The organism is Paenibacillus sp. SSG-1 (assembly GCF_002224835.1).
Classification (GTDB): Bacteria; Bacillota; Bacilli; order Paenibacillales; family Paenibacillaceae; genus Paenibacillus_AQ; species Paenibacillus_AQ favisporus.
In genome coordinates this window covers 4,958,700-4,982,574 of the sequence record NZ_MBRK01000001.1, presented here as the reverse complement: position 1 = coordinate 4,982,574, position 23,875 = coordinate 4,958,700, and the positions used below count along the sequence as shown (strand labels likewise).

The following is a 23,875-nucleotide window of genomic DNA, read 5'->3' as shown; positions in this document are numbered from 1 at the left end:
ATGAAGCGAGTAAACGGAAGGACGCCTCCAGGCCGAAATGGCCGAGGCGTCCTTTACTGTTGGAGGAGGTGTAGTGAGCCGGGGAACGCGTCGCTGCTGTCACATCAGCTTGACCTTATGCAATTTCGGATATTGGCGAAGCACGGACTCGAGCGAATCTCCGGTTTCATGCTTCAAATGCTGGTTGAAAAAAGCCAATGTCACAGATTCCGTGATTGCCAGACATTCTGTCGCTGAAGTGCTGCCTTGAATACCTATGAAGCGGTGGAATCCGGCACCCATAAATAGTCCGATATCCGTAAATTTCATATGGGCGCTGCCTTCGATTGAATATAAGCTGTCCGATGCTTTCAACGTTTCGGCGAGTCCAGCGGCCGCTTGTTCTTGCTTCTTATAAATATCGATATAGGATTCTTTGCTTCCATATGCTGACGCCACGGCTTCCTGCTCTTCAGCAGGCATATCCTCCCATTTTTTCATCGAGGCTTCATGCTTCTGGATCATCTGGACGCCAGTTTCATCATTGGCAAGCATTAAGAAAGGGGCGATGCGATTTTTGTCCTTAGGGACAGTATAAACTGAGCCATCCAGGTTAACAACGGCTTTGATTCTGCTATCGTTCAATGCCAGATCATATGCCGCCGCGCCGCCCAGCGAATGGCCGATGACACCGATTTGATCCAGATTGAGCTTCCCTGCAAAGATTGAATCCGTTGTTCCGGTGTTCATTTCACCCAGCTTATCGATCACGGAACCGACATCGTCAGCCATAATGTTGGCGACAATTTCCCGAGGGTCGCCTTGGTCAAAATTTACGGTCGCGTCCCGGTCCGTGACGATTCCGCCGGGAAGCTCGGTTGCCGATGATACGTAGGTATGGTTAATGGCAACGACGATGTAGCCATGACTGGCCAAATCCTCGCACTGCGAAGTATGCACTTCCATGTTCGTACCGGCGCCATGGGAGAAAAAAATAACGGGATAGCGCGCCTGTTTATCGGATACGGGCAGACCTTCTTGCGTATGGGTTTGAACAAGCCGCAGATGGCTGAACATAAAATCAGGCATTCCGTAGGCTGCGGTGAACGTCTTTATCAATTCAGGTGAATCGTGAAAATAAGCAGCATACGGCTTGGCTTTATCCTTTGCCGCAGGATAATATATTTTAACGGCCAATTCCCGCTTTTTGGCCGATCCCTGTAAAAAGGGCTCGAGACGCTTTTCATCCGTCAAATCAACATATTGAACCCCTACATCATAGCTGCCTGTGGGCTGGGGGAGCGTAAAGACGGGAAGAGCATATGCCAAGAGGCTCGTTATGGCGAGGAATATCAGGGACAAGACTATCGCAAACCCCTTCACAATTTTCAGGATTTTGGACTCCGGGAACTTGAATGCAGCTCTCGCTAGAGCGTAAATCGTAAAAAGAACAACAACAATGTAAGAGAACATCATCTGATAACGGAATCCCTCAATGGCACCGTGAAGGGCAAGCGCGATCAAATTAAGGCCTGTCAGTCCTAACAAAATGGTCTTAGACGATTTATTTCTCGTGCCTAAAATCAAGGCAATCAAATTCACAATAATCAACGCTAATTCACATACTCTCATTTGGCTTCCTCCTTCTGAAGCCCAATATACAGATGAATCCTAACGTACCTTTATCGTAATTCTAACAAAGTTCTTAAATTTCATATGTTATCGATTTCGCTGTCTTTGGCCGACAAAAATAATCACGGGAACGGTTCCCTTCGCTAGAATTTGGCGCAAGACCTCCTGACCCTCGATTTGCGGGAGCATCAGATCCAAAATAACCAGCTGGTATTCATGGTTCAGAAACTCCCTTCCCAACTTACCCCTTCCGCATCCCCCGGTACTCGGAGGGCGACTTGCCCATAATTTTTTTGAACAGGCGCGAGAAGTAATACGGGTCCTGGAACCCGAGCCGGTGGCTGATTTCCTTCACACTTTGCTGGGTGAGGTCCAGGTGCCTGCAGGCCAGCTGGATTTTCAGCCGCAGGTAGTAGTCGATCGGCGAATAGCCGGTCGCCTCCTTGAAGCGCTGGGTAAAATGCGGAACCGACACGCGCGCCTGAGCCGCAATCTGCTTCAGTGTGACGGTGCCCTCCAGGCGGTCCATCATATACCGCACCGTTTGCGTGATATCGTGCTGGCTGTGGCGGAAAATCCCATCCTGCGGCTGCAGCCGGCACAGTCTCAAAATCGCCGCGAGGTGATGCGCCAGCTGCGACACATAAATGATATGGTTCAGCGTATAGCCCTGCTCCAGCAGCGCATATCCTTCCTGGAACAGCTCGGTCAGCTGGCGCGCTTTGTCCGGAGGCAGGGTGACGGGAAGGGATGCGGCGGCGGTTTTAACCGGACGGGAAGGCGGCTCTGTGAGGTCCCCGCTGTCCGAGGCTCCCGGTGCACCCAAACCTAGAGCAGTCTTAACGCCTGATAGACCTCCTGCTGTGCCCGCACCCGCACCGATATTATTCCATTCATCGGACCCGCTAACATCCGTACTGGCTTCCTCGGCCTCTGGCCCGTGCCCTGACTCGTGTCCTGGCTCATGCCCTGACTCGTGCCCTGGACCGGGTCCCAGACCAAATCCCTCAAAAAACGCCTCTGTCTGCTCCCCCTTGAAATGCCACCAGTAAATGCTCCACGGATGCTCCTCTGACGAGCCATAGGCGTGGGGAGTCCGCGCGGGAATCACGATGGCCTGGCCCTGGCCGACCGGCTGCGTCCGGCCGCTTCCCAAGCGGTACCATCCTTCTCCTTCCATGCAAAATATGACGATGACCGCTTCGCTGCCTTCGGGCCGCTCCCGGTAATGATGCAGCGCGCGCGGGAAGTATCCGGTATCGGTCACGTAGAGGGGACGGACCAGCGGATGCGAAGACGCCTCCATCAGAATATGATCCGGCAGGACGATGAGTTTCTCGGATTTGAATCCATCGGGTTTTCGTATCTTTTCCATAGTATTTACTATGGTTTGGGCCGTGTCCTTTGTCAATGGAAACTTCCGTCTCAACAATCCCTATCAACAATAAAAATCATAATATAATCCATCATTCCCATGAGATCGTGAATGGAGGGCGTCGCCGCTTCCTTTTAAGATGAGGATAGAGTTTTGAAAGGTTCCGAATGCAGACATCGCCATTGCCAATGATACAAGCGGCAAGCGAAAGAAAGGATGAGTCAGCATGGCCAAAGCGCCTGAAGAAGTAAAGGTATGGGAGGAGCGGGTGGAAATCCCGACTTACGAGGCAGGCAAGCCCGATCCGAACCCGATGTTTTTGGAGAAGCGCGTGTACCAAGGAAGCTCGGGACGGGTCTATCCGCTGCCGGTCATCGATAAAATTGACGACGAAAAAGTTTCAAAATCGTACCGTATCATCTTTTTGGAAAATGAATACGTGCAAATCCAGGTCATGCCGGAGATCGGCGGACGGATTTACCGGGCGGTCGACAAGACGAACGGGTACGACTTTGTCTACCATAACCAGGTGATCAAGCCGGCGCTGGTAGGCCTGGCCGGACCGTGGATTTCCGGGGGGATCGAGTTCAACTGGCCGCAGCATCACCGCCCGAACACGTTCGGCGAGGTGGAGCATACGCTCGAACATAATCCGGACGGGAGCGCGACGGTATGGGTCGGGGAAATCGACCGCATGTACGGCACCAAGGTGACGACCGGCTTCACCCTGCATCCGGGCAAGGCCTACCTCGAAATTCAGGCCCAGCTGTACAACCGGACAGCAGCGCCGCAGACGTTTCTGTGGTGGGCCAACCCGGCGGTCGCGGTCAACGACCACACACAGTCTGTGTTTCCGCCGGACGTGCATGCGGTGTTCGACCACGGCAAGCGCGACGTGTCCAAGTTTCCGATCGCCACGGGCACGTATTATAAAATGGACTACTCCGCCGGCGTAGACATTTCCAAATACAGCAACATTCCTGTGCCCACCTCCTACATGGCCTATCACTCGGACTATAATTTTGTCGGCGGTTACGACCACGGTGTCGGCGCAGGGCTGCTGCATGTTGCGAACAGGCATGTGTCGCCAGGGAAAAAGCAGTGGACTTGGGGACACGGGGAGTTCGGCCAGGCATGGGACCGCAATCTGACGGACGAGGACGGTCCGTACATCGAGCTTATGACCGGCGTCTACACCGACAACCAGCCGGATTTCAGCTGGCTCGCGCCGTACGAGGAGAAGAGCTTTAAGCAGTATTTTATGCCGTATAAAAAGATCGGTCTGGTGAAGAACGCCTCCATCGACGCGGCCGTAAACCTGGAGACGGCGTACGGGCAGGCATTAATTCAGGTCTACGCCACCTCGGTGTTTGAACAAGCGCGCGTGCTGCTGAAGAGCGCCGGACAGATCGTTCTGGACAAAACGGTGAGGCTGTCGCCGAGCGACGTGTTCCAGGCGGAGGTGAACATTGGCGCCGAAGTCCGGGAAGAGGAGCTGCGGGTCATCGTACTGGACGCGGAGGGAAGGGAGCTGGTCTCCTACCGGCCGATGCCGAAGAAAATCGAGCAGGTTCCCGACCCGGCCAAAGCCATCGAGGCGCCGGAGCTGCTGCCAAACACCGAAGCGCTATATTTGGCGGGACTGCATCTGGAGCAGTACCGGCACGCAACCCGTGAGCCGGAAGCTTATTATTTGGAGGGACTGAAGCGGGATCCCGGCGACATCCGGCTGAACAACGCTTACGGACTGCTGCTGCGGAGGGGATGCTTTGAGGAGAGCGAAGTGTATTTCCGAAAAGCGATCGACACCCTGACGCGCCACAACGCAAGGCCGTATGACAGCGAGCCGTTCTATCATCTCGGCCAAACGCTCAAATGGCAGGGCCGGCTCGAAGAGGCATACGCCGCCTTCTACAAGAGCGTGTGGACGGGAGCGTGGCAGGCGGCGGGATACTTTGCCCTCGCGCAGATCGCCTGCGGGCAGGGGCAGTACGACGAGGCGCTCGAGCTGGTGGACCGTTCCCTGAACGTCCAATACCGCCATTACAAGGCCCGTCACCTCAAAAGCGTCATCCTGCGGAGACTGGGCCGCGCCGCGGAGGCCGAGACGCTCGTACGGGAGACGATCCGCATCGATCCGGTGGAATTCGCGGCCCGTAACGAGCTGATCGCCGTCTACCGCGATACCGGCCGGACGGCTGAGGCGCAGGAGGCGCTGGACAGCCTGGCGGGCCTCATGCGCGGCGATGCGCACAATTACATCGCCTTGGCTCAGGATTACGCCGAAGCCGGCCAATACGCGGACGCGCTGGAGGTCCTGGGCCGCATCGCAGCACCGGAACAGCCGAACGTCTATCCGATGGTCCGCTATTACCAGGCGAGTTGGAGCCGGAAGAACGGACAGGATGAGCAGGCTGCCGCTTATGATAGACTGGCTGCGGCGGCGGACCCGGCGTACTGCTTCCCGAACACGCTGCACGATTACGCCGTGCTCCAAGAAGCGGCGGCGCTGCACCCAGAAGACGCTAAGGCAAGGTACTACTTGGGCAACCTGCTCTATGACAAAAAGCGTCATGCCGAGGCGGCCGCGTGCTGGGAAGCTTCGGTGGCGCTGGACGGCAGCTTTGCGACGCCTTACCGCAACTTGGCGCTCGCCTACTACAACAAGCTGAACCGCCCGGACGACGCGCAAGCGGCGCTGGAGACGGCGTTCCGGTTGAACCCGGCGGACGCACGCGTCTTTTACGAGCTGGACCAGCTGTACAAAAAAACCGGCCGCTCGCCTGAACAACGGCTGCAGGCATTGAAAGCGCACCGTGAGCTGGTAGAGTTTCGGGATGACCTGTACCTCGAATACTTAACGCTGCACAATACATTGAACCGCCATGAGGAGGCGCTCAGCCTTATTCTCGCCCGCAGCTTCCATCCATGGGAAGGCGGGGAAGGCAAAGTGCCGGCACAATACGTGACCGCCCGTGTCGAAATCGCCAAAAGGCTGCTGAACGAAGGCCAGGCGGAGGAGGCCGCCGAGCAGCTGCTGCTCGCGAAGCAGTACCCGCTGAACATCGGCGAGGGCAAGCTGGAAGGCGCCCAGGAGAACAACATTGACTATTACCTCGGCGTTGCGTACGGCCTGCTCGGCCGGCAGGAGGAAGCGCAAAATGCGCTGCTTCAGGCATCGCAAGGGCTGGAGGAGCCGGCCAGCGCCATGTACTACAACGACCAGCCGCCGCACATGATTTTCTACCAGGGCGCGGCCCTGCGCAAGCTGGGGCGGGAAGCGGAAGCGCGGAGCCGCTTCAACAAGCTGGTCGACTACGGGGAAAAGCATCTGTTCGACCGGCCGCAAATCGATTATTTCGCCGTGTCGCTTCCCGACTTCCTTGTGTTTGAGGACGATCTGCACAAGCGCAACGAAATCCACTGCCATTACATGATGGGACTTGGGCAGCTGGGTCTGGGCCGAATCCGGGAAGCTGAGGAGCATTTCCGGCAGGCGCTGGCGCTGGAGCCGCATCATCAGGGGGCCGCGCAGCATCTTGAATTATGCCGGACGGGAATATGATATCTCAGGCCGGGGAGAAGGGGGCGAAAGATGAGCTGGACACCGCACCAAATCAACGGCTTTAACGCCTGGATGGGAAGGACCTCCGCCATGGAGGTCACGTTGCTGCCGGAGCTCGGCAGCAAAATGGTCTCCCTCTGCAACCGTCTGACCGGCCGGGAATGGCTCGCGCCGGCGGACGGACCGCTGGGGAACGGGGGCTACGCCAGTTCCTTCGGGGACAGCGACGGAAGCGGCTGGGATGAAATGTTCCCGACCATCAACGTATGCCGATATCCGGAGCATCCCTGGAGAGGGACGGAGCTTCCGGATCACGGTGAGGTCTGGTCCATTCCCTGGAAGGCCGAGGGTCATGGAGATCGCCTTTCGTGCAGCGTGCACGGCGTGAGGATGCCATACCCGCTCGAGAAGACGTATTCTTTTGCCGCAGAGGACCGGCTCCGGATCGACTATCAGGTGACCAATCTCAGCCCGTTCCCGTTTGCGTTCCTGTGGGCGGCCCATCCGCTGCTGCGGGTCGAGGAAGGGATGCAGATCATCGTGCCGGAAAGGTTGAGCGAGATTGCAATCTCCTATTCGGAACGTGACAGGCTTGGGAAAAGGGGGGATCTGCGGGCGTGGCCGCAGCCCTTTCCTGATCGCCCGGAATGCCGCCTGGACCGCACAGGACGCCGTGAGGAGCGGACGGCTGAGAAATTTTACTTTACGGGTGAGCTGCCGGAAGGAAAGGCTTCCGTTTATGATCCGGTCAAGCAGGAAGGAATCACCTTTACCTTTCCGAAGGAGAAGGTGCCTTACCTGTCGGTGTGGGCGAATTACGGCGGCTACCAGGGGCAGTATCATCTGGCACTGGAGCCGGCCACGGGTTTCCTGGACGACTTGGCGCATGCCATGAACCAGGATGCCGCTGCTGTCGTGGAGGGCTTCCGAACGTATACGTGGCATTTGGAAGTGAGCTGGATGGAAGCCAATCGGTGAGATGAAACGAAACCGGGTGGCTGAACGACAAGCCGATCGAAATCCGGACCATTGCGGCAGGGGGTTCGATTGACGGAAGCCCTGTACCGGAGGGGCAGCAGGAGTTCAGTCGATAGCTGCGAATTCCCGATCCGCGAGTCCATTGCATCATCTGACAAAAATCCTGCACCCTCTCCAGGGATGCAGGATTTTTTTTATGCCCCAAAGTCTATGTCAAAAGTATCGGCAGTTCCTTCAGCGCGAACATCATCATGCTGTCCATTCGCGCCAGCTCAGCGGAACGGTCGCGGCGGTATTCGGGAAAACGGGCAAGCAGCGTTTCGATCGCGATTTTGGACTCAAGGCGGGCAAGCTGGGAGCCGAGGCAGTAATGGATGCCGCTGCCCAGTCCCAGGTGCGGGTTCGGATTGCGGTGGATATTAAATTCCTCCGGACGTTCGAACACCTTCTCGTCATGGTTGGCCGACGCCATCCAGATATGGACGAATTGACCTACTTTCATCTCCTGGCCGCCAAGGACGGTATCCTGCTTCACGCGGCGGAACATGACCTGCACCGGCGAGAAATAGCGGAACACTTCCTCCAGCGCGCCGGGAATGAGGCTGCGGTCGGCAAGCAGCTGCGCACGGACGTCCGGCAGGGTGTCGATGCCGAGCATCGCCGAGGAGATCAGGTTGGTCGTCGTTTCGTTGCCAGCCACGAGGAGCAGGATGCAGAAGCCGATGATCTCGAGGTCCGTCAGATGCTCATTGTCGATTCGAGCCTCGACCAGCTTGGTGACCAGATCGTCCTGCGGATGGCGTCTGCGGTCCTCGGCAATTTCGGAGAAGTATTCGCTCATCTCGCGCTGGCACTGATAGAAATCTTCGCCGCTGTCTCCGACCAGGGCGTCGGACCAGGCTTTGAATTGTTCGCGGTGGTCCAGCGACACGCCCAGCATCTCGGCGATGACGACGATCGGCAGCGGGCTGGCAAAGTCAGCGATGGCGTCCATCCGCCCCTTTTTCTCCGCTTCGTCCAATAGCGAGGTGGTGATCGACTGGATTTTGGGAGCCAGCGACTCGATGACGCGCGGCGTGAACGCCTGGGTCACCAGCCGGCGCAGCTGCCGGTGCTTGGGCGGATCCTGCCGCAGAATGCTGTGCTCGAGCGGGTCCTCGGAGTCAGGGAAGGCCGACGAGGAAAAAATGTCGTGATTCGTAAATACCGTCTTTACATCGTCATATCCGTATACGTCCCAAACTTGCCCGTCGTTGGACTGGACAACGGGGGAGTCCCGGCGCATCTTTTTATACCATTCCAAAGGCAGCAGTCCATTTGCATTCCATTCCATGAAGCAACACCGTCGCTTTCTTTTTTAGATGAGAACAACCTGAATTTTGGGCAAAGCCGGCTTATCGATCATTACGCTGGAGAACTTCCGATCCATGAGGTCTGTCTACAAGTAAACGAGGTTTGTCTGCTAGAGCTGATCTTTTTCTAGATGGGATGAATTTCTGAAAATAGGTTCTGTGTCTAGGTCTCTCTCTGTTTCCTAATAAAGTTCTTCTGTTTAACACGCTGCAATCTTTTGAACTGACTGGTCAGTTTGATGTGGGCAAAAAAAGGTCCTGCTTAATCAAGCGACTTAAACAGACCTTCGGCGACGACCGTGAATACGAAGCTTTCCAAGTCCTCGCGGCTGTACTCCTCCTGGTGGCTCAAATAATAATTGCATGTGCTTTCCAGCATGCCGATCGTACTGGCTGCAGCCAGGTCCGCGTCAACGTCGCGCATAATGCCGCCCTCGCATTGGGCTTCTCTAAGAATGCCGGCCAGAAAGCTTAAATGCTCGCGCCGGAGCTGCTTCAGTTCATCCAGCACATCGGGCTCAATGCCGTTGGAAATTTCGTTGAACACGATATGGGCAAAATGGCGGGAGTCGAGGAACAAGTCCAGATGATGGCGGAGAACCCGCAGAATCTGCTCTTTGATCGGAAGCGCGGAGCTAAGGTCGGTTTTCGTCCGCTCCATGATGTCCTCGAATCCGGCTTTTACCACGGCTTTGAACAGCTGGGATTTTCCCGGAAAGTTGTAGTACAACGTGCCTTTGGCGACCTGCGCCTGCTGGGCGATCTCATCCATGCTGGCCCGGTGGTAGCCGTATTCGGAGAAGACACGGGTGGCTGCGTGCAGAATCTTTTCTTTGCTCACGGTGGTGTATCGGTCCTTTCCATCTCATTCGTCGGTTGGACGGGATTAATCTGACTGGTCAGTTCAAAACCAACATAACATGCTGGGAATATTTAGTCAACCGGACCCGCATCGATGGGTGGGGAAACGCCCGATTTTTAAAGGTATGAGATAGAATGAAACCTGATATGTTATACTGAGCACAAATTCAATTTAGGAGTGATCTTCTGAGAAAGAATAAATCCATGTCCTTTGACGATCTGCTGATGGAATTGAAAGGCCAAAAGTCGGCGCAGGAAGAATCCGGCCGCATTGCCCTCGACAAGCTTTTAAACGGCTCGTTTATGCGCAAGCATTCGTCGTTTGCCAGCTTTCAGGATTTTTTGGAAAATGGCAATTTTCAAGCGGAAACCCAAGAAGAGTTGAATAAAATACCGGATGAGCTGCTGGATCGGCATGTGTCCCGGCAGACCGACTTTAAGGATTGGAAAACCATGCTGGAACAAGCGAATGCGGATTATGCCGCGAATAACGGGTAGCCTATCCTGCGTTCGCGTGGATAGATCAAGAGAGGATCAAGCCTTGCGCTTGCTCCTCTTTTTTGTGGGCATTCCAGCATGCAGCTTCGTCGTGTTCAACTTAACTCTTTCTTAAGGATTGTCTTTAACTTCTCTTTCGTTTTGGCTCCTATACTGGGCTTACGATACAAGAGGAGGAATTCAATTCATGATGAAGAGTAAAGAAAAGCGGAGGTCCATAGCCTCCATATCCCGAAAAATGATACTCGTGCTGCTCCTGGCAGCCGTCTTCTCAGGAGCTTACACCAGCTTGGCGTCAGCGGCTCCCAAGCTTGAGACAGGCCGGGAGGATCAGATCGACCGGTTCATCGAGACCCGCATGCATCAGAACCGGATTCCCGGATTGTCTGTCGCGATTGTCCACGACGGCGAAATTGTATATTCAAAAGGGTACGGGGAAACCGGAAGCGGAGCAGCCGTCACGCCGGACACGCCGCTTCCGGTCGCTTCCCTGAGCAAGTCGATCACGGCGCTGGCCGTCATGCAGCTGGTTGAAGCGGGGAAGATCCGGCTGGAAGACAAGGCGGTGGACCTTCTCCCATCCTTTCGGATGGACGATCCGAGGGGGAAGGAGATCACGGTGCGGCAGCTGCTGAACCAGACTAGCGGTCTGGCCGATACCGTGTTTCCGGAAATGGCGTTTTCGGCGCAGCCCGCTTCGCTCGGCGAGTCGATCGCCCGGTTGAAGGGGGTCAAGCTCGCCAGCGACCCGGGAACGGCGTTTCATTACCATAACACCAATTATCAGCTGCTCGCGCTGATCGTGGAGACGGTGAGCAAGGAGCCTTTTCCGGACTATTTGCAAAAGCACATCTTTGCTCCGCTGCACATGGACCGTACGACGGACGCCGCGTTGACCAGTTCCTTTAAAGAACCGGGCCACATGCTGCTCTATGGCCAGCCGGTCGCTTTGAAGGAACCGGATTGGTTCGTGGAGGGAGCGGCAGGGAATGTCTCGACCGCAAACGATATGGCGCGGTGGCTGATGCTGCAGCTTGGCGGGGGGACTTATGGGGGAACACGCCTGCTCAGCCCGGAGGGTATTGCGGCAATGCGCGAGGTTCCCGCGGGTGTGGAGAGCCGTTACGGTATGGGATGGACAGTGGACGGTGCAAGGTTGAGTCATAACGGTATTTTGTGGACGTATCAGGCGGATCAGCTGCTGATGCCGGAGAGCGGCTACGGGATCGTCATCCTGTTTGGCAGCGGGTTGAATGCGCTGGTTAACTATGGCACCTTTGCTTCAGGCATTGCCGACATTTTGAACGGGGAGGAGCCGCCAAAGTCAGCGATCTCCGTAGGCATGATCGAAGCGGGGATCGCGCTGCTGACGCTGCTGACCGTCCTGCTGTGGGTGCGTGGATTCTTTTTCCGCTGGAATCGGTGGGAACACAAGGCCCGGCAGCGCCGCGTTTGGCTGATTTCGCTGCGGATGCTCGCCACCTTGATCCCGCTTGCGATTTTCATCAGCCTGCCGCAGATCCTGACCTTCGTTGGCGGCGGGAGAGTGCTGAAATGGGAGCAAATTTTCCTGCTGATGCCGAGCGTCGTGATTTGGCTGGCACTTCTGTCGGCGTTTGGCGCGATCAGCTTCGTCCGCAAGGCCCTCTGCATGGTTGCGATATTACGGGAACACCAAAAAGCCCAGGCCTAGTGCCTGAGCTTTTTTTTGATGACATTTCCGGATCGTGAGCTGCTTAAGTCCAGCGGGCCGCCCACAGCTTCATTTCATGGCAGATGACATGCAGGTCCTGTCCCTTAGGCGTGAGCGAGTATTCCACCGTCACCGGTACGGTAGGGAATACTTCCCGCTCCAGCACGCCCTGCTCCTCCAAATGGCGCAGCGTACTGGTCAGGGCACGGGGGCTTACGCTGGGGATACGGCGCTGCAGCTCACCAAAGCGAAGAGTGCCGCAGAACAGCTCGCGGATGACGAGAAAGGCCCATTTTCCGCCCAGCACATCCAGTGTTTTCTCAATGTTGCATTCGATATGCGTCGGGTTTTTCGGAATGTAACTGCTCGCTTTTTTGACTGTTTCCATAGACTCTCCTCCTTATATGTATATAACTATACTCTATATAGTATCTACCCTTGATATAATTAAGTGAAAAACATTTCACTTCTTTAAATCATATATGAACTTTTATAGAATGAAAAGGGTAACAGGACAACAAGGAGGTAGATGGAATGAAATACCGGAGACTGGGAAGAAGCGGGCTTAAAGTCAGCGAAATCAGCTTGGGCAGCTGGCTTACATATGGCGGTTACGTAGAACGCGAAAATGCGGTGAATTCGATCAAAACGGCATACGATTTGGGCATTAACTTTTTCGATACGGCGAATGTCTATGAAAAAGGCGCGGCGGAAGAGCTTGTCGGCAAAGCGCTGAAAGCGTATCCGCGCGAATCCTACGTGCTGGCGACCAAGGCGTTCTGGCCGATGGGCGAAGGCCCGAATGACCGCGGCTTGTCGCGCAAGCATATTACGGAGCAGGCGAATGCCAGCCTGAAGCGGCTAGGACATGACTATGTGGACATTTTCTACTGCCATCGCCATGATCCGGAGACGCCGCTGGAAGAAACGCTGCGTGCGATCGACGACCTGGTTCGCCAGGGCAAAGTGCTGTACGTCGGCGTGAGCGAATGGCAGGCATCGCAGATCGCCGAAGCGATCGGCGTGGCCGACCGTTATCTGCTGGACCGCATTGTGGTCAACCAGCCGATTTACAACATGTTTGAGCGCTACATCGAGAAGGAAGTCATGCCGCTCAGTGAACGCGTAGGGATCGGACAAGTGGTGTTCTCCCCGCTGGCTCAAGGCCTGCTGACAGGCAAATACACGTCGGCTTCCGACATTCCACAGGACAGCCGCGCGGCGAAGCTCGATTGGATGCGTAAAGGCATCACCGAAGAAAAGATCGCCAAAGTGCAGCAGCTTGAAGGTGTCGCCAAAGAGCTCGGCATTTCCGTCGGCAACCTGGCCCTTGCGTGGATTCTGCGCAAAGACAACGTGGCCAGCGCGCTGGTCGGCGCCAGCCGTCCGGAGCAGGTGACGGAGAATGCCAAGGCTTCGGGCATCGTCCTGAGCGAAGACGTGCAGGAGCGGATCGAAGACATTCTGAAATAATCGGACCGGCCAAGGGTTCGGCCAGGTTTGAACCGAAGCGAAGAGGAGGCGTTACTTGTGGCCAAAGTCGTCATTACAGGCGGAAGCGGCATGCTTGGACAGTGGGTCGTGCGTCATTTTATCGAGCAGGGGTATGAGGTGCTGAACGTGGACTTCCGGCGTCCCGACGAGAACCTCTGCCCTACGCTGATTGCGAATCTTGAGGATTTGGGAGAGACCTACGGCGCGCTGGCCGGGGCTGATGCCGTCGTTCATTTGGCGGCGATCCCGGCGGCGCATATCCGCACGCCGGAAGTTACGTTCCGGAACAACGTCATGTCGACGTACAACGTGCTGGAGGCCGCCGCAGGCCTCGGAATCCGCAAAGCAGTGATCGCGTCCAGCGAATCGTCCTACGGCATCGTATTTGCAGTCAGTCCCTTAAGCCCGCAATACGTGCCCGTGGACGAGGCGCATCCGCAGCTGCCCGAGGACAGCTACGGACTGTCCAAGGTGGTCAATGAAATGACCGCCGACATGTTCCACCGGCGCACCGGCATGCAGGTCGTCTCCATTCGCCTCGGGAATGTCATCCCTCCGGAATGGTATGAGCGTTTTCCCTCATTCATCGACAAGCCCGAAGAACGGGACCGCATTCTGTGGAGCTACATCGACACCCGCGACGCTGCTTCGGCCATCCGGCTGGCCGTCGAGGCGGACGGGCTCGGTGCGGTGGCCCTTAACGTGGCCGCCGACGACTCCAGCATGGCGGTTCCGAGCCGCGAACTGCTGGCCGCCAGGTATCCCGGCGTGACGGACATCCGCGCACCGCTGGCGGGGCATGAGACCCTGCTCAGCAACGAGAAGGCGAAGCGCCTTCTCGGCTGGCAGCCGCAGCACCGCTGGCGCGACGAGGTTGCAAAGCTTCGCTGAACGCAGCTGGGAGTACCCGACAAGAAGCATGGACCTTAGAAAGAGATACTCCTATGCAAACTCCAAACCAAGAAGACCCGGGCATCGTTCCGGAGTCTTCTTGGTTTTTTTGTCGGTCATTTCCTGCTATTTTGCCTTGGCGGCGTCCTTCTGCAGCTCTTTCCAGGCGGCGACCGAGTCGGCGCTCGTATAGATGTAAGGGGTCTGGGGCTGGGCAATCGGCGTGATTTGCGAAGCCTCGATCTCGATCAAATTGTTGCCCCCTTGAGACACGATCTTCAGTTTGCCCTGTACCTTGACCCAGGAATCGGCCGGCAGGGCCAGCTTCTGCTGCGGATCGACCATAATGCCGAAAGGGGTGGCGTCCGCCGTGCAGCACTGCACCAGAAAGCGGCTGACCGCGAAAGGGCCGCTCGCTCCGCCCGTCTGATCGCGATAGACGAAGCCGGATACGGCGATTTCCTTGCCTTCAAACTGCTCCTTGAACATCTCGATCGCCCCGAACGTTTCGGAGTAAATCGCCGGGTAGACCGGGATGACAGGCTGGGCGTACAGCAGTTTGGCGAGCTCGGCGAATTCCTTGGCATACGGATCGGAGGTCTTGAAGGTGACGGCGGTATCCGGATCTGAGGGAGCGCGGGTAATTGACTTGTTCGGGACTGTGGATGCGCTGGGAATAGCCTTCTCCGGCTCCATCGCCGAATAGGAGAGGGAAATGCCCTTCTTGGCGGCGGCGATGCTGCCGAGGGCCTTATCCGGAAGGAGGAACCCGAGCAGCAGCGGGAGCACGAACAAGCCGTACAGGCCGGTGCTTTTCAAGAAGCCGGCAGGCAGGCGGTGATCGCAGTTGCACAGCACCTGGCTGCGTCCGAGCAGTGCCTGGATCACCAGGCTGAGCGCCATCAGGCCCAGCGGAACCGGGCACAGCCGGATCCATCTCGCCAGGGCGGGCGCGACGTAATAATGCAGCGCGTCCTGCTGCATCAGGTGCAGAACATAGAGGGCGAAAGCCGCCAGCACGGCCGCCCGGAACAGGTAATGCAGCCGGATGCTGCGGGAGTCGTTCACTTGGCTCTACCTCCAGTCGGATTATGTATTGGGTTCTCGCATCTTGCGCGGGCGTGTTCCTGGCATGGGCGTTCACAGCCAGATCGAATGTTACATCCGCCAAAAAGTTTACAGCCAGACCGAAATCAGAACCGAACCGACAAAGACGCAGGCGGCGATCAGGAAGAACAGATAGAGGGCGAACTTGGTTTTGAACAGCGCCATCAGCATCATGGCGTTTTTGAAATCCAGCATCGGACCCAAGACCATGAACGCGATCAGCGAACCGGCGGGAAAGGTGTGCAGGAAGGTGGATGCGACAAAAGCGTCCGACGTGGAGCACAGGGAGAGCGCAAAGGCGAGCCCCATCATGAACAGATACGAGCCCAGCGGATGGCCGCCGATGGCGGAGAGGCTTTCCCGGACCATAAACGTCTGAATGCCCGCCGTCAGCAGGCAGCCGATGATCAAATATTTGCCCATGTCGAAAAACTCGTCCGACGTATGGACGAATACCGAAGCCAGCCGGCCGCCGCGTGCGGCATGGAGATGAGCATTCCCGCCGGTTTCCCGCTCCATCGACCATCTCACCGGCGATTTTTTTACCGTAACGTAGACGATGAGCCCGATCAGGAAAGCGACGGCGAAGGCCAGTCCCATCCGGGCGTATGCGAGATCGGGATGGCTGCGGAACGCCATGAAGGTGGCTCCGTAGACGACCGGATTGATGATCGGTCCGGACAAAATGAACACGATCGCGACATACACGGGCATGCCCTTATGAATGAGCCGGCGGACGAGCGGGATCATGCCGCACTCGCACACCGGGAAGATCACGCCGAGGAGACAGGCGAACAGGATGGCCGGAACCGGCTTCTTCGGAATCCAGCGCGACAGAACCTCGTCGGGCACAAACACCTGCAGCAGCGATGAGAGCAGCGCCCCGGCCAGCACGAACGGCAGCGCCTCCAGCAGAATGCCGACAAAGCTGGTTTTGAACGTGTCCATATAGACGTTATCCAGCAGCTCGATGCGCTCCGGCAGCCACAGGACGAGCAGGATGATCAGAAAGGCGGCGGGAAGAAGCAGCGGGACGATTTTAAAAGGGGAGAGGGTGGTCATGGCGGGATCAGCTCCTTCCACAGGAATGATGATGCTTAACGAAACAGTTCGGACCAGCGTTCCTTCAGCCGCGCCTCGTTCAAATTCAGGCCGATCATGACGAGGTACGGTGCACCGGGGTAGCGGGAGGTTTCCCAGAACGTGCGTGTCCCGGCATACTGGACGAGCTGGACCGGTTCATGGCGGGAGAGCGCCACATGCCCCTTGGCGCGAAGAAGCGCGTCTCCGCAATCATGGAAGAACGCCTCCAGCCGCTCCCTGGACAGGGAAGCCGGGCTTTGCTCCGCCGGGGGAAAGGTCAGCGTGACGGTGCTGACTTTGGAAAAAGAGACCGCCTCGTCAAGATGTTCATGCCCGCCGTGGCCGCCATGTCCTTCATGCACGTGGGCAGTGGCCGTAGATCCCGCACCGTGACCGTTATGGGCAAGGTGGTGAGCATGCGAAGCGGCTGGGTCAACAGCTCCACCGAACCTGTGCTGCGCCTGGCTGCTCAGCGCCTCCTGCGCCGGGGTCTGTGCACCAGCCCGGACAGCAGCAGCCTTGGACCCTTGGCGGCGGTTAACCCCGTCCAGCAGTCTGGACAGGTCAATCCGGCTATATTCTGTGTATACGATCGCAGCCCCGGGATTATGCTTACGGATCATGCTTTCGATCTTGCCGATCGTGCCCGGGGCGGCCAGATCCTGCTTGTTGATCGCGACCAGATCGGCGCTTTCGATCTGCTTGCGCAGCGTGCGGACCAGCTCTTTGTCGGCGGAGAAGCGGCTGTTGAACTCCAGCACGTTCTCGGCGTCGAGCATCGTCACCGTATAATGGTGCCGTACCCGGCCGGCAAGCCCCGGCTCCTGAAGGGTGCGGCGGATTTCTTCCGGATCGGCGACGCCGGTGAGCTCGATGACGATGACGTCGGGCGACCGCTCCAGAAGGGTGGATAGACCTTGCGGCAGCTCGCTTTTCCGGCTGCAGCAGACGCACCCGTCCAGCAGCTTCTGCACCTGAACCCCCGCTTGTTCCTCCAGAATCGTTCCATCCACATCCCGTTTGCCCAGCTCGTTCATCAGGATGCCGGGGGTCAGCCCCCGGGCCGAGCACTCCTTGAGCACGGACAGCAGCAGCGTCGTTTTTCCGCTTCCCAAAAATCCGCTTAATATGATGACTGGCGTTTTCATACGCGATTCATCTCCTTTATCCTCGTTGTCGAATATAGAGCAGGCCCAGCGATACGGCCTGTACCAAGCGTGAATTTTTCTCCCATTTTATCTATACGTAAAGATTACGATTTAATGCCTATGAATATGGCGGTCCGGAAGGTGCTGATAGATTCAGAACCGCGGCGATTGATGCCATTACCGGGCAGCCTGCTGAGGAGAAATCTGGAAAAGAATGCTACAGATCCATTCATATCCGGAGCGAAGTCGTTTATGATAGGTTTATGTCAGCGACCAAGGATTTCCGGAGGAGGAAAAGGAAGGCATGAGCAAATTTGTCATTGGCATGGACCTCGGCGGAACCCGGATCAAATCGGCGGTATTTGACGCGGATGCCGGTTGGAGGATTGCCGCGGAAAGAATGGACACCACCGAAGCAAACAAGGGACCGGAGCATGTGCTGAACCGGATGAAGCGGATCGTTCATGAACTGATGAAGGAAGCGGGGATCGGGCCGATGGACGTGAGCTGCATGGGGATGGGCATTCCGGGGCTCCTGGATCCGCGGGAAGGGCTGTCGATTCTGTCTCCCAACTTTCCGGAATGGGAAAATATCCACGTCGTAAACCGGATGCGGGAGGAGTTCGCTTTTCCGGTTTTCATCGATAATGATGTGCGCGTCAACATGTACGGAGAGTGGCGGTTTGGCGCCGGCAGGGGCTGCAGGAACCTGATGCTCATTACTCTGGGAACCGGACTGGGCTCGGGAATGATTTATGAGGGGAAGGTTATCTACGGCACGTCTTCGAGCGCAGGCGAGATCGGCCACATGAACATGTACAGGGAAGGGCGGCCGTGCCGCTGCGGCAGCTCGGGCTGCCTCGGCCGCTACGTGTCCGCGGTGGGTATGGTCCGAACATTTTCGGAAAAGCTGGCGGAAGGACGGAGGAGCGTCATTCAGGAGTGGACGGGCAACGACTCCTCGCAAATGACGGCACAGCTCATTTCGGACGCCTATGACCTGCAGGACGCGCTCGCTATTGAAGTCATGCACGAGACGGGAGAGCTTCTCGGGTATGGACTAGCGAACGCGATCAATCTGTTGAATCCCGAGCTGATCATTGTAGGCGGCGGCATGGCCGCGGCCGGGGAGCGGCTCTTGCGCCCGGTGCGCGAGACGGTAGCCCGCCATGCGCTGCAGCTGTCCGCCGGGGTCTGCCGCATCGTACAGGCCGAGCTTGGGGACAGGGCCGGGATGCTGGGCGCCGCTGTGTACGCAGACGCACGCTTGAAAGGAGGGAATTCATGGTCAGACAATGGGCTAACAGGCTGATTATGCTGCTGGTGCTGGCTGCGGTCATCCTGGTCGTTATTTACGCTTTCGAGGGAAAGTTGTTCGGCCTTCAAGATAAGAAAGCGGAAGGGAGCCCGACGGTGGTGGAGGCGATTGAAAAGATCCGGGGCGAGGAGTACGTGTCCTATATGATCGATGAGCGTCCGGTTGCTGACGGGGAGGTGGCATTTTTCCTGCGGAAGACACCCAGCGGTGGGTACACCATCGCTGCAGAATATGTAAGGAAATTCGAAAAAGGCTGGAAGTGGGGCTATGGGGGAAGCTTCGGGGCCTCCAACTATCACCCCGGACTTTCCGACGCCGAAGCTCGGAAGGAGGGCTTCTATGCCGTGTACTTACCCGGGACGGAGGGTACGGAATTCGGCAGCTCTCCCTTTCCCATGTATTATGGCATCGCTCTGCATCCCGACATCAGCCGCATCGTGGTCAAGGACCCTACCGGCTATGAGAAGCAGGCGCAGATCATTCCCATCGAGCAAAACTTCAAATTGTTTTACGTGTTTTTGGATGCGTCACAGGGTACGAAGTTCGAAATTACGGGCTACGACCAGAGCGGAAACATCATCCAGCAGGTGACTCAGGACGAGGCTAACCCCAACAACACGGGGACGACACGAATCGATTAACCGTAATTTTACATAATCAGCCTTCCCAATTAACGGATCGGAAACAATCCATCGATAAGATGAAGGAGGAAAAATCCAATTCGAACAAGCCGGGAGGAGAGAAATAATGAGATTGGCGCTGTTGGGTGATTTGCATTACCACGAAATCGACGAGTCGGTACCGGGGCTGAAGGAAGCACGGCGTGCATTCTATCAAACGGTGCTGGAGCAGTTTTTGGAGCAGGAAGCGGACCTGTATATTTCGCTGGGGGATCTCACCAACTTCGGCACGGCCTCCGAGCTTCGCGAAGTGTACGACCTGCTTCGCCGCCAGGACAAGACGTTTATACACGTGCTGGGCAATCATGACTTGTATGCGCAGCGCAGAGCCGAGGTGCTGGAGATGACGGGCCAGGAGAGGTACCATGCCATCGACACGGATCAAGCGATGCTCGTGTTTCTCGACACGGCCAAGGAAATGGATTTTAAGGACTGGGGCGGCTGGCTCGATCCCGAACAGTTGGGCTGGCTTGAGGAGCAGGTAGGACTGTCAGGCGACAAGCCGCTCCTCGTCTTCGGCCATCACCCCGTGTACAATACGACGGCGGGTTCGGAGAAGGATAAGGGTTCGATTCATCCCATCATCGACATGTGGAGCATTTTGAACCAAAAGCAGGGCATTGGCATCTATTTCAACGGCCATACGCATATGGACTCGATCGCGCACCGGCAGGACTGGTCGTTCGTGCAGCTGTCGGCCTGCCTGGATCAGCCGGGCTTCCGGATCGTCGATATCGCGGAGGACGCGATCCGCATCACACCGGTCGAAGTGATGGACCCGACGCTGCCGGATCACATGGCGCTCCTTCACCAGCATATGAAGCATTTCAGCCCGAATCCGGATGCCAGAGGGATGGAGGACGACCGGGCTCTCCTCGTTCCGCTGCCGATTGCGCCGCAAATCTGAATATAGAGTAATCACGACCTTCGTGAAAGGGAGGCTGTACACGCATGAATGACGTTATGACCCGGGAGCATTTTTTCAAAGGTCTCGCCAAGCATAAACGGATTGCCTCCATCAAAGACCCCCGCCATATTGAAATCGCCTTGAAGCACCGGGATGAGCTGAGCGGCGTCTTTCTCTTGATGGGCCATATCGGTGTCGCCAAAGGCTATGTGAACGTATTCCGGGAGCACGGTCTGCCGGTGTTCATGCATTTGGAAAAAATCGGCGGGCTTAGCACGGACCATTACGGCCTGGATTATTTGGCCAAGAGCATCCGCCCGGTCGGCATCATTTCGACCAAAACCAGCGTCATCAAAACCGCCAAAAAAATGGGGCTGCTCACGGTGCAGCGTTTCTTTCTCGTCGACAGCGAAGGGCTGGAGAACATCGCGAAGAGCCTGTCCCAGGCCGAGCCGGACATCATCGAGCTGATGCCTGCCCGCATTCCGGACATGATCCGCAGGGTGAAGAGTTTTACGGAACTCCCGATCATCACCGGCGGCCTGCTGTATGAGCACAGCCACGCACAGGAGTGCCTGGACCAGGGAGCGACCGCCATTTCCGCTTCCCGTCCTGAGCTGTGGAGAAGAAAGATCATTTGATGTCCCGTTAATATTCCGCATAAACCGCGTTAATAGTTGTCCCTTATGATGAAATCGACAAGTAAATAGAACGGTTGGAGTTATGGAGAAACCTGATCTGTCGAGAGAGCGCTAAGCCAGCGTTCCTGCTCGGCGGTATTCGGGTTTCTTTATTTTTTTGGCTGCAGCCGTCGTTGTACAGCAGACATAAACCAAATTCAAGGGTGGAGGAATCAATCGATGTTCAAGAAAAAGATCGCACTGCTTACACTGTCCGCGGTAATGACGGGCATGCTGGCCGGATGCGGCGGCGGAGCCGAGAAGGCGGCCGGCAGCGAGACAGCGGAGGCGGCAGCGGCCAAGCCGGATAAAAAAATCGTCATCAAGTACTGGTACGCCTTCGGCGACAAGATCGAGGAAGCCAAGCAGCATATGGTCCAAACGTTCAATGAGTCTCAGGACAAGATCGAGGTGGTCGCCGAGCATCAGGGGAATTACGATGATCTTCATGCGAAGGTCCAGGCGGCTTTTGCGGCTGGGGACGCCCCGGCGGTCACGGATCTGGAAATTGCCTCCACGGGCGTGTTCGCCCATTCCGGCATGCTCGAAGACCTGACCTCATACGCCGAGAAGGACAAGGATCAGCTGAAGCTGGACGATTTTATCCCCGGACTGATGGGGAACGCCTACGTGGACGACAAGCTGTACGGGCTGCCTTTTATGCGCAGTACTCCGATTATGTACAAGAACGTGACGATGCTGAAGGATGCCGGGCTGGATCCGTCCGGGCCCAAAACGTGGGATGAGTTCGAGCAGTACTCCAAAGTGCTCAAGGGGAAAGGCAAGCTCGGCATGACCGTGCCGGTCGATATTTGGTTCTACGAGGCGCTGGTGGCCCAAAGCGGCGGCACGATGCTGAGCGAGGACGGCAAAAAGGCAACCTTCAACAACGCGGCCGGCGTGGCGCCGGTGGACTTCTGGAAGCGGCTGGTGAACGAAGGCCTGATCAAAATGCCGGTCGGCGACGAAGCCGGGGATACGGCGGACAAGGATTGGGCGAACCAAATTTCCGCGTTTAAGTTCGCCTCAACCGCCGGCGTATCGCAAAGCCTGGAAATCGCCAAGGGCAACGGCTTTGAGCTGGAGACGGCCTTCATGCCGGCCAACAAGGATTACGGCGTGCCGACAGGCGGATGCCAGCTTGTCATGACGTCGAAGAGCAGCGCCGAGGAGAAGGCGGCGGCCTGGGAATTCATGAAATGGATGACCTCCCAGGAAAACACGATTTACCAGCATAAGCATGTCGGATACCTGCCGACCCGCACGTCGGCGGTGGAAAGCGAAGAGCTCAAGGAGCATTTTACCCAGTATCCGCAGTATAAAGTCGCCGTCGACCAGCTGAAATACGCGAGACCGCGCCCGATGGAGAACGGATATCCGGAAGTCGCCAAGATCGTCCGCGATGCGATCCAGAAGGCGATTATCGATCCGAAGACGACGCCGCAGCAGGCGCTGGACGAAGCCGCGGCCAAGTCGGATAAGCTGCTTGGCAAGTAAGTTTAGCCCTGTCAGGCAATGAAACAGACCCGCCAAACAAGGAGGCATTCGGCATGGCCCAAATCGAGCTGATCGGCATTTGCAAGAAATACAAGGAAGAAACCGTAATTCAGGACCTTAATCTGACGATCCGGGACGGTTCGTTTACCGTCCTGGTCGGGCCGTCCGGCTGCGGCAAATCGACGACGCTGCGCATGGTGGCCGGGCTGGAAAGACAGACCGCAGGAGATATTCTCATCGACGGCCAGCGCGTAAACGACACGCCGCCCGGCCTGCGGGACGTGGCGATGGTGTTCCAGAATTACGCGCTGTACCCGACCATGACGGTCCGGGGCAATATCGAGTTCGGCCTTAAGAACCGCGGCGTTTCCCGCAAGGAGCGGGAGCGCCTGGTCTCCGATATTTCGGAAATCGTCGGACTTGGGCCATACCTCGACAAGAAGCCGCAGAATCTCTCCGGCGGCCAGCGCCAGCGCGTGGCGCTCGCCCGGGCGATGGTGAAGCAGCCGAAGGTGTTTATCCTTGACGAACCGCTGTCCAACCTGGACGCGAAGCTGCGGAACCAGATGCGGACCGAGCTGATCCAGCTGCACGAACGCCTTGGCACGACCTTCGTCTACGTGACGCATGATCAGGTCGAAGCCATGTCCATGGGCGACGAGATCGTCGTCATGAACGAAGGGGCGGTCCAGCAGGCGGACTCGCCGATGAAGCTGTACGAGCAGCCTACCAACCTGTTCACCGCCCAGTTTATCGGCACGCCGGCGATGAACATCATGAAGGTCGGCGACATCAAGGGGCTGCGCGTCCAGCCCGAGTCCGGAGCCTACCATGTCGGCTTCCGGCCGGAGCATGCACAGATCAATCCGGACGCCCCGGTGGAAGGGCTTGTGCTCGAAGGAGACATCTTGACGCGGGAGAGCCTGGGGGCGGAGCATATCTATCAGATCCGTTCCAAGGCGGGCGTGTTCTTTGTCAAAACATTTCTGAAGCCGCTGGTGACGGCGGATCGCGTAAGCATCGCCGTACCGAACGGGCATCTCTATTATTTCAGCCTCAACGGCAGCCGGGTGCAGACAGCGGGAGCGGCGAATGAGAAGACCTCCTCGCGGCAGCTGATAGCGGGAGGGGTGTAGC

The 23,875-nt window shown here is 57.0% G+C and carries 20 protein-coding genes; 12 read left to right on the top strand and 8 right to left on the bottom strand.

Annotation, left to right across the window (positions count from 1 at the left end; translation table 11 throughout):
- Positions 1-99: 99 nt before the first annotated feature.
- Both BCV73_RS23000 and BCV73_RS22990 read right to left on the bottom strand, forming a co-directional pair.
- Complete coding sequence (locus BCV73_RS23000) at positions 100-1,611, bottom strand: alpha/beta hydrolase family protein (RefSeq protein WP_089548659.1); 1,512 nt, start codon at positions 1,609-1,611, stop codon at positions 100-102.
- A gap of 241 nt (positions 1,612-1,852) precedes the next feature.
- On the bottom strand, positions 1,853-2,986 hold the full coding sequence (locus tag BCV73_RS22990; protein ID WP_256992958.1) for an AraC family transcriptional regulator: 1,134 nt from the start codon (positions 2,984-2,986) through the stop codon (positions 1,853-1,855).
- 226 nt (positions 2,987-3,212) lie between these two features.
- On the opposite strand from BCV73_RS22990, the gene BCV73_RS22985 reads away from it, so the two are divergent.
- Together BCV73_RS22985 and BCV73_RS22980 are read left to right on the top strand one after the other, a co-directional pair.
- Positions 3,213-6,551, top strand: coding sequence for a DUF5107 domain-containing protein (locus tag BCV73_RS22985; protein WP_089548657.1), 3,339 nt, complete (start codon positions 3,213-3,215; stop codon positions 6,549-6,551).
- A 30-nt stretch (positions 6,552-6,581) separates the two neighbouring features.
- Positions 6,582-7,529: an aldose epimerase family protein gene (locus BCV73_RS22980; RefSeq protein WP_089548656.1), complete on the top strand. Its 948-nt coding sequence runs from the start codon at positions 6,582-6,584 to the stop codon at positions 7,527-7,529.
- A 208-nt stretch (positions 7,530-7,737) separates the two neighbouring features.
- On the opposite strand, the gene BCV73_RS22975 is transcribed toward BCV73_RS22980, so the two are convergent.
- Both BCV73_RS22975 and BCV73_RS22970 read right to left on the bottom strand, forming a co-directional pair.
- Positions 7,738-8,862 carry a cytochrome P450 gene (locus tag BCV73_RS22975; protein ID WP_089548655.1) on the bottom strand — a complete coding sequence of 375 codons (1,125 nt, stop codon included), beginning with the start codon at positions 8,860-8,862 and terminating at the stop codon, positions 7,738-7,740.
- Positions 8,863-9,143: 281 nt separating this feature from the next.
- Positions 9,144-9,722: a TetR/AcrR family transcriptional regulator gene (locus tag BCV73_RS22970; protein ID WP_089548654.1), complete on the bottom strand. Its 579-nt coding sequence runs from the start codon at positions 9,720-9,722 to the stop codon at positions 9,144-9,146.
- Positions 9,723-9,946: 224 nt separating this feature from the next.
- Here BCV73_RS22970 and BCV73_RS22965 point away from each other — a divergent pair, with 224 nt between their 5' ends.
- Together BCV73_RS22965 and BCV73_RS22960 are read left to right on the top strand one after the other, a co-directional pair.
- The gene (locus tag BCV73_RS22965) at positions 9,947-10,240 is read left to right on the top strand and encodes a hypothetical protein (RefSeq protein ID WP_076175606.1); all 294 of its coding nucleotides are present in this window, start codon (positions 9,947-9,949) and stop codon (positions 10,238-10,240) included.
- 187 nt (positions 10,241-10,427) lie between these two features.
- Positions 10,428-11,933, top strand: a complete 1,506-nt coding sequence (locus tag BCV73_RS22960; protein WP_089548653.1) for a serine hydrolase domain-containing protein — start codon at positions 10,428-10,430, stop codon at positions 11,931-11,933.
- 43 nt (positions 11,934-11,976) lie between these two features.
- Here the strand turns inward: BCV73_RS22960 and BCV73_RS22955 are convergent, their stop codons facing one another.
- On the bottom strand, positions 11,977-12,321 hold the full coding sequence (locus BCV73_RS22955; protein WP_076175611.1) for a winged helix-turn-helix transcriptional regulator: 345 nt from the start codon (positions 12,319-12,321) through the stop codon (positions 11,977-11,979).
- 146 nt (positions 12,322-12,467) lie between these two features.
- Between BCV73_RS22955 and BCV73_RS22950 the strand changes: the two genes are divergently transcribed.
- Both BCV73_RS22950 and BCV73_RS22945 read left to right on the top strand, forming a co-directional pair.
- Positions 12,468-13,406 (top strand): aldo/keto reductase family protein, encoded by a 939-nt coding sequence (locus BCV73_RS22950; protein ID WP_089548652.1) that lies wholly within the window; start codon positions 12,468-12,470, stop codon positions 13,404-13,406.
- A gap of 57 nt (positions 13,407-13,463) precedes the next feature.
- Complete coding sequence (locus tag BCV73_RS22945; RefSeq protein WP_089548651.1) at positions 13,464-14,318, top strand: NAD-dependent epimerase/dehydratase family protein; 855 nt, start codon at positions 13,464-13,466, stop codon at positions 14,316-14,318.
- 126 nt (positions 14,319-14,444) lie between these two features.
- On the opposite strand, the gene BCV73_RS22940 is transcribed toward BCV73_RS22945, so the two are convergent.
- The 3 genes from BCV73_RS22940 to BCV73_RS22930 form a co-directional block, all read right to left on the bottom strand.
- Positions 14,445-15,386 carry a TIGR03943 family putative permease subunit gene (locus BCV73_RS22940; protein WP_089548650.1) on the bottom strand — a complete coding sequence of 314 codons (942 nt, stop codon included), beginning with the start codon at positions 15,384-15,386 and terminating at the stop codon, positions 14,445-14,447.
- A 108-nt stretch (positions 15,387-15,494) separates the two neighbouring features.
- Positions 15,495-16,487: a permease gene (locus tag BCV73_RS22935; RefSeq protein ID WP_076175620.1), complete on the bottom strand. Its 993-nt coding sequence runs from the start codon at positions 16,485-16,487 to the stop codon at positions 15,495-15,497.
- A gap of 35 nt (positions 16,488-16,522) precedes the next feature.
- Positions 16,523-17,656 carry a CobW family GTP-binding protein gene (locus tag BCV73_RS22930; RefSeq protein WP_089548649.1) on the bottom strand — a complete coding sequence of 378 codons (1,134 nt, stop codon included), beginning with the start codon at positions 17,654-17,656 and terminating at the stop codon, positions 16,523-16,525.
- 304 nt (positions 17,657-17,960) lie between these two features.
- On the opposite strand from BCV73_RS22930, the gene BCV73_RS22925 reads away from it, so the two are divergent.
- From BCV73_RS22925 to BCV73_RS22900, 6 genes are all read left to right on the top strand, one after another.
- Positions 17,961-18,968 (top strand): ROK family protein, encoded by a 1,008-nt coding sequence (locus BCV73_RS22925; RefSeq protein WP_089548648.1) that lies wholly within the window; start codon positions 17,961-17,963, stop codon positions 18,966-18,968.
- Complete coding sequence (locus tag BCV73_RS22920; protein ID WP_089548647.1) at positions 18,941-19,615, top strand: hypothetical protein; 675 nt, start codon at positions 18,941-18,943, stop codon at positions 19,613-19,615. Before BCV73_RS22925 ends, BCV73_RS22920 begins: the two co-directional genes overlap by 28 nt.
- Before the next feature lie 106 nt (positions 19,616-19,721).
- Positions 19,722-20,561: a metallophosphoesterase family protein gene (locus BCV73_RS22915; protein WP_076175630.1), complete on the top strand. Its 840-nt coding sequence runs from the start codon at positions 19,722-19,724 to the stop codon at positions 20,559-20,561.
- A 44-nt stretch (positions 20,562-20,605) separates the two neighbouring features.
- A complete protein-coding gene (locus BCV73_RS22910) occupies positions 20,606-21,202 on the top strand; it encodes a glycerol-3-phosphate responsive antiterminator (RefSeq protein WP_084204193.1) in 597 nt (198 codons plus the stop codon).
- A gap of 219 nt (positions 21,203-21,421) precedes the next feature.
- Positions 21,422-22,738, top strand: a complete 1,317-nt coding sequence (locus BCV73_RS22905) for an ABC transporter substrate-binding protein (RefSeq protein ID WP_089548646.1) — start codon at positions 21,422-21,424, stop codon at positions 22,736-22,738.
- A 53-nt stretch (positions 22,739-22,791) separates the two neighbouring features.
- The gene (locus BCV73_RS22900; RefSeq protein ID WP_089548645.1) at positions 22,792-23,874 is read left to right on the top strand and encodes an ABC transporter ATP-binding protein; all 1,083 of its coding nucleotides are present in this window, start codon (positions 22,792-22,794) and stop codon (positions 23,872-23,874) included.
- Position 23,875: the final 1 nt, after the last annotated feature.

Bases quoted from the DNA above. Each gene is read 5' to 3' on its own strand.
- BCV73_RS23000 (WP_089548659.1), bottom strand. From the start codon at position 1,611: ATGAGAGTATGTGAATTAGCGTTGATTATTGTGAATTTGATTGCCTTG.
- BCV73_RS22990 (WP_256992958.1), bottom strand. From the start codon at position 2,986: ATGGAAAAGATACGAAAACCCGATGGATTCAAATCCGAGAAACTCATC.
- BCV73_RS22985 (WP_089548657.1), top strand. From the start codon at position 3,213: ATGGCCAAAGCGCCTGAAGAAGTAAAGGTATGGGAGGAGCGGGTGGAA.
- BCV73_RS22980 (WP_089548656.1), top strand. From the start codon at position 6,582: ATGAGCTGGACACCGCACCAAATCAACGGCTTTAACGCCTGGATGGGA.
- BCV73_RS22975 (WP_089548655.1), bottom strand. From the start codon at position 8,862: ATGGAATGGAATGCAAATGGACTGCTGCCTTTGGAATGGTATAAAAAG.
- BCV73_RS22965 (WP_076175606.1), top strand. From the start codon at position 9,947: ATGTCCTTTGACGATCTGCTGATGGAATTGAAAGGCCAAAAGTCGGCG.
- BCV73_RS22960 (WP_089548653.1), top strand. From the start codon at position 10,428: ATGATGAAGAGTAAAGAAAAGCGGAGGTCCATAGCCTCCATATCCCGA.
- BCV73_RS22955 (WP_076175611.1), bottom strand. From the start codon at position 12,321: ATGGAAACAGTCAAAAAAGCGAGCAGTTACATTCCGAAAAACCCGACG.
- BCV73_RS22950 (WP_089548652.1), top strand. From the start codon at position 12,468: ATGAAATACCGGAGACTGGGAAGAAGCGGGCTTAAAGTCAGCGAAATC.
- BCV73_RS22935 (WP_076175620.1), bottom strand. From the start codon at position 16,487: ATGACCACCCTCTCCCCTTTTAAAATCGTCCCGCTGCTTCTTCCCGCC.
- BCV73_RS22930 (WP_089548649.1), bottom strand. From the start codon at position 17,656: ATGAAAACGCCAGTCATCATATTAAGCGGATTTTTGGGAAGCGGAAAA.
- BCV73_RS22925 (WP_089548648.1), top strand. From the start codon at position 17,961: ATGAGCAAATTTGTCATTGGCATGGACCTCGGCGGAACCCGGATCAAA.
- BCV73_RS22920 (WP_089548647.1), top strand. From the start codon at position 18,941: ATGGTCAGACAATGGGCTAACAGGCTGATTATGCTGCTGGTGCTGGCT.
- BCV73_RS22915 (WP_076175630.1), top strand. From the start codon at position 19,722: ATGAGATTGGCGCTGTTGGGTGATTTGCATTACCACGAAATCGACGAG.
- BCV73_RS22910 (WP_084204193.1), top strand. From the start codon at position 20,606: ATGAATGACGTTATGACCCGGGAGCATTTTTTCAAAGGTCTCGCCAAG.
- BCV73_RS22905 (WP_089548646.1), top strand. From the start codon at position 21,422: ATGTTCAAGAAAAAGATCGCACTGCTTACACTGTCCGCGGTAATGACG.
- BCV73_RS22900 (WP_089548645.1), top strand. From the start codon at position 22,792: ATGGCCCAAATCGAGCTGATCGGCATTTGCAAGAAATACAAGGAAGAA.